The following is a 13,013-nucleotide window of genomic DNA, read 5'->3' on the forward strand; positions in this document are numbered from 1 at the left end:
TGCACCGGCGCCCCGCGTTCCCAACCGTACTGAGGTCGGTTGCCGTTATGGCGACACGGTGCCGGTTCGCGAGGCGGAGCGGAACGTGCCGCCTTCGCCGAATCCGAGCGCGTTGTTTCCCGGGGCAAACAGGCCACCGAGAGCGGTGAGCGACCAGCTCGTGCTGGCGTTGGCGAGCGCCCACGCGCTGTTGAAGCCGCTCACCCCGGCGAAATTCGGCACCGCGAGCGTCCAGGTTGCGCCGCTGCCGAAATAACTTCGCGACATGGTGACCGTCCACGTGTTCGACGTCTGCGCCTGCTGGAAGAAGGAGGCGCCAACGGCATCCGGGTACTCGGTCTGCCAGGTGCCCGTCACCGAGAAGCGCGGGTACGGGCTCGAACCCAGCGAGGTGGGCGCCGTGCTGGACAGCGCCGGACCCAGCGTGAGGGTACGGTTGGTGAGCTCACGGTTGTATTGCGCGACGGTTCGCACGCTCGCGCCATTGCCGCCGATGGCAGTCACCAGCACCTGATGCAGGTCCCCGCTCACCGTGTTGGCCAGCGGCACCCCGTACGCCTTCTGGGTCGCGCCGGTGAACAGCGGATTGAAGAACGTGAACGAACCCGCGAAGCCGTTCTGCGTCACGAACGACGACGCGAGCGTCACTTGTTCACCGGTGGCATTGGCCACCGTGTAGTCGGCCGACGCCACCGCGAACGACTCGCTCCCCGTGAAGTCGAGCACCGGGATGGTGCTGCCGGCCGCGTAGTTCTGGTTGCGACGGATGACGCCGCGGTCGGGCGCCGGGAAGAACGTGGGCGGACTTGACACGCTGCGCACGCCGACGATGTCCGTCGGCCCGTCATCGACACCGCTGACGGTGAACGTCGTCGCCGGGCCGCTCACCGTTGCCGTCGCACCGCCCACGCCGATGAACGCCTGCGCACCCGCCGGCACGTTCGCCACCGAGCCGTTGAGCGTCTTGGTGCTGCGGTTGGAGACACATTCATTCGCTGCCTGCTGGCCCAGCTCGGCCGACGAGAAATACAGCACCGACAGGTCCGTCCCGCCGCCCGTCCGCGGAATGGCGTACGCCACGCCGCCCACACTGCCGCTGATGTTGAACGAGTACACACGCGTGGTAGTGCCGCTTGGCGTGACGGCGTTCCATGCCCCACCGGTCCCGCTTTGCACGGCAAACCATACCGGGAAGCGGTCCGTCTCGCAGAAGGTCCAGCTGATGCTCCCGCCGGTGGGGGCACCGGCCACCGATCCGCCAAGGCTCGTGGTCACATTGGCCAGCCCCGTCGCCGTACCGGTGAGGGTGGCCGTAAAGGCGCCTGTGCTGGCGTTGCTCGCGGCGTTGAAGGTGATTGAGGCGTTGCTTCCGGTGGTGCTGGCGGGGTTCACCGTGGCGGTCACTCCGCTCGGGAGCCCACTCACAGCCAGCGCCACGCTGCCGGCGAAGCCGCCGGTGCGATTGATCGTCACCGTGCTCGTGGCCGTACCGCCCTGCGTGAGGTTCACCGCGGTGGCGGTGAGCGAGTAGCCCTGCGCCGCGCTCACCGTGAGCGATAGCGGCGCGGTGGTGGCGCTTACCCCCGTGCCGGACGCGCTGACCGTCAGTGGATAGCTACCGACCGGCACCGCGCTCCCTACGGTAAGGGTGAGCGTCGATGCCAGCGTGCTCCCGGTCAGCGTCGCTGGCGCAAACGCCGCCGTAACGCCCGACGGCAGCCCCTGTACGGCCAGTGCTACCTCGCCGGCAAAGCCACCCAAGCGCGTGAGCGTGACCCCAGTGCTTACCGGTGATCCGGCCGCGGTGCTGAGCGAGCCGCTCGCCAGCGCCAGGCCAATGGCCGGCGCGGCCGCCACCGTCACGCCAATGGTGGTGCTCTGCGCCTGCACGCCAGTGCCGGTGCCATTCACGGTGAGCGTGTACGCACCCGGCGCCACGGCTGCCGTCGTGGTGACCGACACCGACGCGGTCGTCACGCTGGTACCAAGGCTGGCTGGGGTGATCGTGGCGGTCATGCCCGTCGGTGCCCCGCTGATCGCCAGCGCTACCTCACCCGCAAAGCCGCCGGTGCGCGCCGCGGTAATGGTGCTCGTGGCGCTCTGGCCGGCCACGAGGCTGAGCGCGGCCGGTGCGGCGCTCAAGCCGAACGCCGGCGTGGCCGCTGCCGCCACCGTAAGCGTGACCGTGGCGGTGGCGTTGCTCACTCCCGTGCCCGACGCGGTGACCGTTATGGGGTAGTTGCCCGGCGTGGTGGTCCCCGAAACGGCCAGCGCCAGCGTACTGGCGCTGCTGCCCGCCGCCACCGATGCCGGAGCGAAGGTGGCGGTCACTCCGGTCGGCACGCCCGTTGCCGTCAGGGTTATCGCATCGGCAAAGCCGTTCGTGCGCGAGACCGTGATGCCCACGTTGCCGCTGGTGCCCTGCGTCACCGTGAGGGCGCTGGCCGCCGTGGTCACGCCAATGGTGGGCGCGGGGACGGTGAGCGCGAAGGCGGCACTGGCGGTGGAGACGCCGCTCCCCGAGGCCGAGATGTTGACCGTCGCGTTCCCGGCCGCGGCCGTGCTGCCCACCGAAATGGTGGCGGTGGCACTGGTGGTGGTGCCACTCAGCGTGGCGGGCGCGAAGCTGACCTGCACCCCCGCCGGCAACGCGTCGGCAGCCAGCGTGACCGTGCCGGCGTAGCCACCACCGCGGGTGAGCGACACGGTGGTGGCGGTGGTGGCGCCGCGCGCCGCCGTGCCGGCGCCTGGCGCCAGCGCCACCGCAATGGTTGGCGTGGGGGGCGGGGTAACGGGGCCCGTGTCGTCTCCGCCACCACCCGAACAGGCGGCACAGACCAGGGAGAGCAGCGCAAGGGAGCGGCGCATGGGAGGCTCGGCGCAGGGGAGGGAATGGGACGACCGGCAATAGACCACCACCGGTCCCGAATATCATGACGACGACGCGCAGTGCAACCAGCCTCGACCATGCCCCGGTGCCTCCCTTCCCGTGCGCCTTGCTACATTACGGGGTCGACCTTTTCCCTCTCTCCCGCAGCGCCCCATGGCCCTCGATACCCTGCTGGCGAGCGCGATCCCTGCGCTCCCGTCCGTGGAACTCACCGCTCACCCGGGCGACCTGTTCAACATCGACGCGGCGCTCACCGAAGAAGAGCGCGCCATTCGCGACACGATTCGCGCCTTCGTCAACGAGAAGATCCTGCCCATCATCGGCAGCTGCTACGTCGACGGGCGCTTCCCCGATGAACTCATCCCGGAACTCGCCGAACTGGGCGTGCTGGGCGCGAACCTCCCCGAGGAGTACGGCTGCGCCGGCCTGTCGAGCGTGGCCTACGGGCTCATTATGCAGGAGCTCGAGCGCGGTGACAGCGGCATCCGCTCGTTCGCCTCGGTGCAGGGCGCCCTGGTCATGTATCCGATCTTCGCGTTCGGCAGTGAAGAGCAGAAGCGCCACTATCTGCCGAAGCTGGCCAAGGCCGAGATGATCGGCTGCTTCGGCCTTACCGAGGCGGACTACGGATCGAACCCCTCCGGGATGATCACGCGGGCGCGTCAGCAGGCCGACGGCAGCTGGATCATCAACGGCGGCAAGATGTGGATCACCAACGGTTCCAGGGCGCACATCGCGATCGTCTGGGCCAAGACCGGCGACAGCACCGACGACAGCAGCATCCGCGGCTTCGTCGTCGATACCTCGTTGCCCGGCTTCCACGCCAAGGACCAGCACGGCAAGCTGTCGCTCCGGGCCAGTCACACCTCGGAATTGGTGCTCACCGATGTGCACGTTCCCGCCGACGCCATCCTCCCGCTGTCGAAGGGCTTAAAGAGCCCGCTCATGTGCCTCACCCAGGCGCGCTACGGCATTTCCTGGGGCGTGCTCGGTGCGGCCATGGCGTGTTTCGAGGAAGCGGTCAGCTACGGCAAGACGCGCGTCATGTTCGACAAGCCCATCGGCGGCTTCCAGATTCAGCAGGTGCGCCTCGCCGACATGCTCACGGAAATCGTGAAGGGGCAGCTGGTCTCGCTGCACCTGGGCCGTCTCAAGGATGCCGGCAACTTCACCCCCACACAGGTGTCGCTGGCCAAGCGCAACAACGTGGACATTGCCACGAACATCGCGCGTGAGACGCGGCGTCTGCTCGGCGGCAATGGTATCCTGGCCGAGTATGGCGCCATGCGCCACATGGCCAACCTGGAGAGCGTGTACACGTACGAGGGCACGCATGATGTGCACTCGCTCATCCTCGGTCAGGCCATCACGGGGCTGAACGCGTTCAAGTAGACGCGCGCCAGCAAAAACAGGAAGCAGGAAGCAGGAAGCAGGAAGCAGGAAGCAGGAAGCAGGAAGCAGGGGGCGGACGAAGAGCGATCTTCGCCGTCCCCTTCGCGTTGTCCCCAACTGCTCTGCCCCCTGCTCCCTGCTCCCTGCTCCCTGCCCCCTGCACCCTGCTCCCGCAGTCCGCCGTGCTCAACCGCACTCCGCGGTGACCGGGCGCTTGTCTCCGTTGTTTGGGCGCATAGGTTCCGCCGCAACAGTGGTTTCCTCCCCAATCCCCTGGAGATGACGCACATGCTGCACTCCGCCGCCCGCTTGGTCGCGGTCCGGTCGCGCACCGTCGGTGTGGCGCTCGGGCTCGTGGCAGCGAGTCTGGCCCCACGCGCCCCCCTGCATGCGCAGGGCACTGGCACCATCGCCGGTACGGTCGTGAACGACAAGAACGGATCGCCCATTGGCGACGCCCAGATCGTGGTCGAAGGGCGCAACGTGGGCACCACCTCCGACAACGCCGGCCGCTTCCGGTTGGCCGGGCTCACCGGCACCGGACAGGTCCAGATCACCGTGCGTCGCATTGGCTTCCTGCCGCGCACCCTGGGGGCCACCATCGGTGACGCCAATGTGCGCATTGCGCTCTCCGAGCGCGCCATGGAGCTCACGTCCGTGGTCGTGACGGGTACGGCCGGGGTGGCCGAGAAGCGCGCCATCGGTAACGCCGTCAGCACCGTGAATGCGGCCGAGGTGGTGGCCACGCAGCCGGTGAACTCCTTTCAGGAGCTGCTGAACGGGCGCGCGGCGGGCGTGAGCATCGTGGCCAGCTCGGGGCAGGTGGGCACCGGCTCGCGCATCCGCGTGCGCGGCGCGTCCTCGCTGTCGCTCTCCAACGACCCGCTCATCTACGTGGATGGCGTGCGCGTCGACAACACGCAGGCCTCTGGCCCATCGAATCAGGGGTTCGGCTCCGCGTCGATCTCGCGCTGGAACGACTTCAACCCCGATGACATCGAGAGCATCGAAGTCATCAAGGGCCCGGCTGCCGCTACGCTGTACGGCACCGAGGCGTCGAACGGCGTCATCCAGATCATCACCAAGAAGGGTGCCGCCGGCCGGCCGGTGTGGAGCCTCACCGCCCGCGGTGGCTCCAGCTGGGTGCCCAACTGGCTCAACCGCTTCGACGACAACTACGGCACCGTCCCGCGCGCCGGCAGCGCCACGGCGCTCGACACGGTGAGCATTTCCACGCGCCAGCTCAACGACTCGCTGAATGCGCGCTTCGGCAACGATGTGTTCACCAGCGGGCAGCTGCAGGACATCCAGATGTCGGTGTCCGGCGGCACCAGCGCCGTGCGCTACTACGTGGGTGGCGGCTACGAGGAGAACCAGGGTGCCGAACGCGTCAATCGTCTCCGTCGCACCAATCTGCGCGTCAACCTGCAGGCGAACCCCTCGCCCAGCGTCGACGTGCAGACGAGCCTCGGCTACACCACGGGGCGCACCTATCTGCCCTTCGAATCCGGTGGCGGCGGGGCCGTCTGGGGGACGCTCTTCTCGTCGCCCAGCTTCCTGTACGGCGGCGTGGGCGTGAACTCGCGCACCCCCGGCAATCCGCAGCTGGGCTTCCGCTCCGGGCCGCCCAACGCCTACTACGAAGCGTACGACGTCTTCCAGGACGCCGACCGCTTCACGGGCAGCTTCCAGTTCACCAATCGCCCGGCCAAGTGGCTCAACCACCGGCTCATCGTGGGCATTGACCGCCTCGCCGAGAACAACGAAGACCGGACGCCGCGCAACGACATCATCGCCGCCACGTACGCGGCGTTCGCCGGGTCGGGGCTGCCGACCGCCGGCGCGATCTCGGCCAGCACGCGCGACGTCACGCTCACGTCGTACGACTACGTCGCCAATGCCGAATTCCAGCCGTCGTCGGCGATCAAGAGCGTCACGTCGGTTGGTGGGCAGATCTATCTGCGCCAGACGCGCTTCCGGTCCATCAGCGGCGCGACGTTCCCCGCCGTGGGGCTCACCTCCATCTCGTCGGCGGCCATCCGCAACGTGGGCGGCGACGAGCTCACGCAGAACAACACCGTGGGCGCGTTCATCCAGCAGCAGTTCGTCTGGAACGATCGCCTCTTCCTCACGGCCGCGGTGCGTACCGACGACAACTCGGCCTTCGGCACCAACTTCGATGCCGTGACGTATCCCAAGCTCAGCGCCTCGTGGGTGGTGAGCGAGGAGCCGTCGCTCCCCATTCCGGCCTTCATGAACCAGCTGCGCCTGCGCGCGGCCTACGGCGCCTCGGGGCTCCAGCCCGGCGCCTTCGACGCCATCCGCACCTACACCGCGGCGGGTGGCTTCCTCACGCCGTCCTCCGCCGGTAATGTCGACCTCGGCCCCGAGCGCAGCACCGAGCTCGAGCTGGGCTTCGACGCGGGCATGTGGAACGACCGCGTGGGCATGGAGGTCACGTACTTCGGTGGCTCCACGCGTGACGCCATCCTGTCGCGCCAGGCCCCGCCGTCGAACGGCTTCCCCGGCTTCCAGCTGTTCAACGCCGGCAAGGTGGATCGGCAGGGGGTCGAGTGGGTCGTGCGCGGCACGCCGCTGCGCCGCGACAATCTGTCGCTCGATCTCACGCTGAGCGGCTCCACCACCGCGTACAACATCGCGTCACTGGGGGGCTCCACGCAGTTCGTGTCGCTGTCGAGTAACATCGGGCACCGCGTGGGCTATGCGCCCGGTGCGTGGTGGGATCGCCGCATCGTGAGCGCCGACTACGACGCCACCACCCGCCGCGCCACGAACGTGCTCTGCGACAATGGCGCCGGCGGCACCATTGCCTGTGCCCAGGCACCGCGCGTCTTCCTCGGCAACTCGGTGCCCATGCAGGAAGGCTCGTTCTCGGCCGGCCTCACCATGTTCAAGAACCTCCGCGTGAACGCCTTCGTCGACTGGCGCGGTGGCTACAAGAAGCTCGACGGCAACTACCGCGTGCGCTGCGGCGCGTTCGTGCTGTGTCGGGAGCTGTACTACCCCGACGAAGTGCAGGACCGGGCGCAGCTGGCCGCCGTCCAGGCCGGTACCGCGTTCACGCATCACCTCATTCACGACGCCAGCTTCGCGCGCTTCCGCGAGCTCTCGGCCACCTACACCCTGCCCGGCAACTTCGCGCGCCGCGTGGGGGCCACGCGCGCGTCCATCACCGTGGCCGGCCGCAACCTCGGCCTCTGGACGAACTTCCCGGGTATCGAACCCGAGGCGTCGTTCAACGGCGGCACCCGTGGTGGTGCCTTCGGCCAGTGGGAGCAGAACGTGCTGCCGCAGCTCCGGCAGTTCGTGACCACCGTCAACTTCAACTTCTGACCATCATGCGAAACACGATGAAGGTCCTGACGGCGGTCGCGTCGCTCGGCCTCACCGCGGCCTGCGGCAATTTCGATCGCCTGCTCACGGTCCAGACCCCCAGCCGTCTGGCCGAAGAAGCGTTTCTGGTGCCGGCCAACGCGGCGCTCATTTCGGCCAGCGCCGTGGCCGACTACGAATGCGCTCTGGGCGGCTACGTGGTGGCCAGCGGTCTTGCCGCCGGTGAGCTCGTGGACGCCACGCAGACGGCGGCGCGGTGGAACTACGACCGCCGCAACGTCGAGGCCGTGGACGCGCTCTACTCCACCAGCGGCTGCGAGGGCATTGGGGTGTACACGCCCATCAATACGGCCCGGTACACCAACGACCAGGCGGTGTCGCGGCTCGAGGGGTGGAGCGACGCCCAGGTACCCAACCGGCAGCGGCTCATTGCCCTGAACTCGGCCATGGCGGGCTTCAGCCTCCTGCTGCTGGGTGAAGGCTTCTGTGAGGGGGTCATTGGTCTGGGCAGTGCGCTCACGCCCACGCAGCTGTTCGACTCGGCGGAGGTGCGCTTCACGAAGGCCATTGCCGCCGCCACCACGGCCGGCGATGCCACCGTGCTCAACCTGGCCTACGTGGGGCGGGCGCGCGCGCGCATCAACAAGGGGGCGAAGCCCGGCGCGGCCGACGATGCCGCCCGCGTGCCGGTGGGCTTCGTGTACAACGCCACCGCCGACGCCACCATCGGCCGCCGCAACAATCGCATCTTCCAGCAGGTGAACCAGTCGAACGCCACCAGCGTGGCGCCGGCGTATCGCACGTTGAATGATCCCCGCGTGTCGGTCACGGATCTTGGCCGCACGGCACCGGATCAGATCAACCGGTTGTGGAACCAGAACAAGTACGCGAGCCTCGTGGCGACGTATCCCATTGCCACGGGTATCGAGGCGCAGCTCATCCTTGCCGAAGCGCGGGGCGGGGCCGCCGGGGTGACCGTGCTCAACACCCTGCGCGCCCGTGCGGGCGTGGCGTTGCCGCCCCTCACGGCCCAGGAAACGGCCAACGTGGACGCCGCCGTGGCTGAAGAGCGCCGCCGCGAGCTGTTCCTGCAGGGGAACCGCTGGTTCGACGTGAAGCGCTTCAACCTGCCGCAGGTACCCGCTGCCGGAACGCTGTACGCCAAGGGTGGGGTGTATGGTGATCAGCGCTGCTGGCCGCTGCCGGACGCGGAGAAGCTGGCGAACCCCAACTTCGGGCGCTGAAACGGGAAACCCGCACGGGAGCCGGTCGCTACGCCGGTTCCCGCGGGACGGACGGGTCGGACTTGCCTGCGGGCGGGTCCGACCCGCGCTGTTTTCGGACGGCAGGGGCGCATTGCCCCCCTCTGTCCCCGTCCCTTAGCTTGCACTCACGTAGTCTCCCAATCCTACCTGACATTCGAACGGAGCGACCGCGGTGAAGATCGCCGTGTGCATCAAGCGTGTCCCCGTGATGGAAACCAAGTTCGCGATCGCGGCCGATGGCACGCGCGTGGACGAGGCGGGGCTCAAGTACGACGTGAACGACTTCGACCTCTGGGCCATCGAGGCGGGGCTGCAGCTCAAGGAAAAGAACAACAACACCGGCGAAGTGGTCGCCATCTGCCTCGGCCCCGATGCGGCGCAGGAGCAGATCCGCAAGGCGCTGGCCATGGGCGCCGATCGTGGGGTGCTGTTGCAGGCGGCGTCCGTGCCGGCCGACGGTCTGGCGGTCGCGCGCGCGCTGGCGGCCGAGCTCAAGGAGGGTAGCTACGACCTCGTGCTCATGGGCCGCATTGCCATCGACTCCATGAACCAGATGACGGGGCCCATGGTGGCCGAGCTGCTCGACCTGCCGTGCGTGACCAACGTGTGCAAGCTGGAGATCAGCGGGGGCACCGGCCGCGCCGAGCGTCAGCTGGAAGGCGCCAGCGAGGTGGTGGAGTTCCCGCTCCCGGCGCTGCTCACCATCGACGACGGGCTCAACAAGGAGCGCCTGCCCAGCCTCAAGGGCATCATGGCGGCCAAGAAGAAGCCGCTCGATGTGAAGCCGGCGCAGCTGGGTGACATCAAGGTGTCGGTCACGAAAATGGTGCTCCCCCCCGAGCGTGCCGCTGGCCGTATTCTCGGCGACAGCGCGGCGGCGGTGCCCGAACTCGTCCGTCTCCTCCAGACCGAAGCGAAGGTGCTCTGAGCCATGGCCAACGTTCTCGTTTTTGCTGAAGTCCGCGCCGGTGACCTGCGCAAGGTGGCGCTGGAGGCCGTGACGGCCGGGCGTCAGCTCGCCGATCTGTCCGGCGGCGGCAGTGTGCACGCCGTGCTGGTGGGCGACGCGGGTATCGCGTCCAAGGCCGGTGCGCTCGCCGAGTACGGCGCCGACCGTGTGCTCGTGCTCGAACATGCCGGGTTTGCGCAGTACAACCCCGAGGCGCTGGCGGCCACGTTGGCGCAGCAGCTGTCGGGTGGCACGTACGCCTTTGCCGTCTTCAGCGCCACGGCGCAGGGTCGTGACCTTTCCCCGCGCGTGGCGGCCAAGTTGGGGAGTGGTCTCGCCCCCGATCTCACGGGGTTCACGGTGGAAGGCGGCAACGTGTTGGGGCAGCACTTCAACATGAACGGCAAGACCATCGCCACCCTCACCCTCACGGGGACGCCGGCCGTGCTGTCGGTACGTCCGGCGGCGTTTCAGCCGGTGGTCAACGCCAAGCCGCTGGCCACGGAGTCCGTCACGAGCGCCACGGATCCGTCAGCCTCGCGAGTGAAGGTGGTGGAGCTCAAGCAGGGTAACACCGGCAAGATCGATCTCAACGATGCGCCCGTCATCGTGGCCGGCGGTCGCGGGCTCAAGGCGCCCGAAAACTTCGCGCTGTGCGACGAGCTCGCCGATGCCTTCGGCAACGCTGCGGTCGGTGCCACGCGCGCGGTGACCGACGAAGGGTGGCGTCCGCATTCGGACCAGATTGGCCAGACAGGCCGGAATGTGAGTCCGAACCTGTACATCGCCGTGGGCATCTCGGGCGCCATCCAGCACCTTGCCGGCATGCGCACCTCCAAGACGATCGTGGCGATCAACAAGGACAAGGACGCCCCGATCTTCAAGGTGGCCGACTACGGCATCGTGGGCGACGTCTTCGAGGTCATGCCGGCGCTCATCGCGGCAGTGAAGGCGGCGCGCGCGCAGGGCTGACGTCCCCTTGGCACGCTCAGTCAGACAGGACGGGCCCCATCGCCATCAAGGCGGTGGGGCCCGCTGCGTTCCCCGTGCCTCCTCCCCTCCGTGCCTCCCCGCCGCGCTTGTCGCGGCCCATTCCACGGTCTAGCTTCGCGCCATGACCCTGCAGAACTACCTTTTCGCGGTGATCCTTGCCGGCGCCCTCTGGATGTTCAGCCAGCAGGCCCAGCGGCTCGTTCGATGGCTCAAACTGGCCAAGCCCGAGGATCGCACCGATCACCCGGATGTCCGCACGAAGAACTTCCTGCTGATCGGACTGGCGCAGACCAAGATCCTGCGCGACCCGCTGGGCGGCATGATGCACGCCCTGGTGTTCTGGGGCTTCTGCGTGCTGGGGCTGGGCACCATCGAGATCATGATCCAGGGGCTGTATACGCCCTTCACGTGGAACGTGCTCCTCCCCGACGTGCTCTACACGGCCTTCGTGGCGTCGCAGGAGCTGTTCGCGGTGTTCGTGCTGATCCCCGTGTTCTACCTGCTTTACCGGCGCCTCGTCATTCGCCCGCGCCGGTTCACGGTCGATGCGGTGCACAGCGGCGAGGCCGTGCTCATCCTCAGCGTGATCGCCGGGTTGATGATCACCCTGCTGCTGCTGTACATCGGCGAGCAGATGCAGCCCGGCGCCTCGCAGGCGGGGCACGTCGTTACCAGGGGCTTCCTGCCGCTCTTTGCCGGCATGATGAGCGTGGAGGCGGCACACACCATGGCGCGGGTCTCCTGGTGGCTGCACGCCCTCGGCATTCTCTGGTTCCTCAATCACCTCCCCAAGTCGAAGCACCTGCACGTCCTCACGTCGCTCATCAACGTGTGGTTCTCCAACACCGATGGGCCGGGACGGGTGGGCGCCATGCGCCCCATGGACCTCGAGGCGGAGGACGCCGAACAGTTCGGGGCCAGCGATGTGGAGCACCTGAGCTGGAAGAACCTGCTCGACGGCTACAGCTGCACCGAGTGCGGGCGCTGCACCGCAGCCTGCCCGGCCAACATCACCGGCAAGGTGCTGTCGCCCCGCATGATCGTGGTGAAGACGCGGGCACGACTCACCGAAAAAGCCACCGTGCTCGATGCCGTGGCGGCCGGGGGGGGCACCGCCACGGCCGAACAGCAGGTCGTGCTCGACAGGAAGCTGCTCGACAGCTGGATCACCGAGGAGGAGCTGTGGGCGTGCACCAGCTGTCGCGCCTGCGTGCAGGAGTGCCCGGTGAGCATCGACCAGCTCGACATCATCAACGAGCTGCGTCGCGATCTCATGCTCATGGAGTCGCGCTTTCCCGACGAACTGCAGCCTGCGCTCACGAGCCTCGAACGCAACGGCAGCCCGTGGGCCTTCAGCGCCGCCGATCGCGAACAGTGGGCCGAGGGGATGAACATTCCCACCATGGCCGAAATGGCGGCCAGCGGCGAGAAGCCCGATCTGCTCTTCTGGGTGGGCTGTGCCGGGTCGTTCGACGATCGCAGCAAGAAGATCACGGTGGCGTTCGCGCGCATTCTGCAGGCGGCCAACGTGAAGTTTGCCATTCTTGGCCAGGAAGAAACCTGCCATGGCGACCCCGCCCGTCGCATGGGCAATGAGTACCTGTACCAGATGATGGCCAAGGGCGTGATCGAGACGCTCAACGGGTACGAGATCAAGACCGTGGTGACCTTCTGTCCGCACTGCTTCCATCAGATGGGGAAGGAGTTCCCCGATCTTGGCGGGCATTACGAGGTCATTCACCACACCGAGTACATCGAGCGGCTGCTCAACGAGGGGCGCGTGCCGCTCGACACCGAGCATGGGCAGCGGCTCAAGGTGGCGTACCACGATTCCTGCTACCTGGGGCGCTACAACGAGGTGTACGATGCGCCGCGCAACACGCTCAAGAAGGCGCTGCCTATCATGGAGCTGGTGGAGCCGGCGCGCACGAAGAGCCGCGGGCTCTGCTGCGGGGCCGGTGGCGGCCGCATGTGGATGGAAGAGAACGTGGGCAAGCGGGTGAACGTCGAGCGCAGCGAAGAACTGCTGGCCACCGGCGCCGATCAGATTGCCGTGGCGTGCCCCTTCTGCATGACGATGATCACCGACGGGGTCACCGGGGCCGGCAGCGAGGTGCCGGTGCTGGACATCTCCGAAGTGGTGGCGGCGCGGTTGCGCTGACGGGGCCCG

7 protein-coding genes are annotated in these 13,013 nt (G+C 67.9%); 6 read left to right on the forward strand and 1 reads right to left on the reverse strand.

Annotated features, from left to right (window positions below):
• Window positions 1-45: 45 nt before the first annotated feature.
• Window positions 46-2,868: a hypothetical protein gene (locus O9271_RS01445; RefSeq protein ID WP_298265492.1), complete on the reverse strand. Its 2,823-nt coding sequence runs from the start codon at window positions 2,866-2,868 to the stop codon at window positions 46-48.
• A 175-nt stretch (window positions 2,869-3,043) separates the two neighbouring features.
• Between O9271_RS01445 and O9271_RS01450 the strand changes: the two genes are divergently transcribed.
• The 6 genes from O9271_RS01450 to O9271_RS01475 all read left to right on the forward strand — a co-directional run bounded on the left by O9271_RS01450 (window position 3,044) and on the right by O9271_RS01475 (window position 13,004).
• Window positions 3,044-4,282 (forward strand): acyl-CoA dehydrogenase family protein, encoded by a 1,239-nt coding sequence (locus tag O9271_RS01450; RefSeq protein ID WP_298265494.1) that lies wholly within the window; start codon window positions 3,044-3,046, stop codon window positions 4,280-4,282.
• A 288-nt stretch (window positions 4,283-4,570) separates the two neighbouring features.
• Window positions 4,571-7,636, forward strand: coding sequence for a SusC/RagA family TonB-linked outer membrane protein (locus tag O9271_RS01455; RefSeq protein WP_298265498.1), 3,066 nt, complete (start codon window positions 4,571-4,573; stop codon window positions 7,634-7,636).
• Between the two features lie 5 nt (window positions 7,637-7,641).
• Entirely contained in the window at window positions 7,642-8,880 is a 1,239-nt protein-coding gene (locus O9271_RS01460) for a RagB/SusD family nutrient uptake outer membrane protein (RefSeq protein ID WP_298265502.1), read from the forward strand.
• Between the two features lie 193 nt (window positions 8,881-9,073).
• Window positions 9,074-9,829 (forward strand): electron transfer flavoprotein subunit beta/FixA family protein, encoded by a 756-nt coding sequence (locus O9271_RS01465; protein WP_298265504.1) that lies wholly within the window; start codon window positions 9,074-9,076, stop codon window positions 9,827-9,829.
• 3 nt (window positions 9,830-9,832) lie between these two features.
• Window positions 9,833-10,822, forward strand: coding sequence for an electron transfer flavoprotein subunit alpha/FixB family protein (locus O9271_RS01470; protein WP_298265506.1), 990 nt, complete (start codon window positions 9,833-9,835; stop codon window positions 10,820-10,822).
• A gap of 142 nt (window positions 10,823-10,964) precedes the next feature.
• Entirely contained in the window at window positions 10,965-13,004 is a 2,040-nt protein-coding gene (locus O9271_RS01475; RefSeq protein ID WP_298265508.1) for a (Fe-S)-binding protein, read from the forward strand.
• Window positions 13,005-13,013: the final 9 nt, after the last annotated feature.

Origin of the sequence: Gemmatimonas sp., from assembly GCF_027531815.1 — a bacterium.
Classification (GTDB): domain Bacteria; phylum Gemmatimonadota; class Gemmatimonadetes; order Gemmatimonadales; family Gemmatimonadaceae; genus Gemmatimonas.

Bases quoted from the DNA above. Each gene is read 5' to 3' on its own strand.
- O9271_RS01475 (WP_298265508.1), top strand. From the start codon at position 10,965: ATGACCCTGCAGAACTACCTTTTCGCGGTGATCCTTGCCGGCGCCCTC.
- O9271_RS01470 (WP_298265506.1), top strand. From the start codon at position 9,833: ATGGCCAACGTTCTCGTTTTTGCTGAAGTCCGCGCCGGTGACCTGCGC.
- O9271_RS01460 (WP_298265502.1), top strand. From the start codon at position 7,642: ATGCGAAACACGATGAAGGTCCTGACGGCGGTCGCGTCGCTCGGCCTC.
- O9271_RS01455 (WP_298265498.1), top strand. From the start codon at position 4,571: ATGCTGCACTCCGCCGCCCGCTTGGTCGCGGTCCGGTCGCGCACCGTC.
- O9271_RS01445 (WP_298265492.1), bottom strand. From the start codon at position 2,868: ATGCGCCGCTCCCTTGCGCTGCTCTCCCTGGTCTGTGCCGCCTGTTCG.
- O9271_RS01450 (WP_298265494.1), top strand. From the start codon at position 3,044: ATGGCCCTCGATACCCTGCTGGCGAGCGCGATCCCTGCGCTCCCGTCC.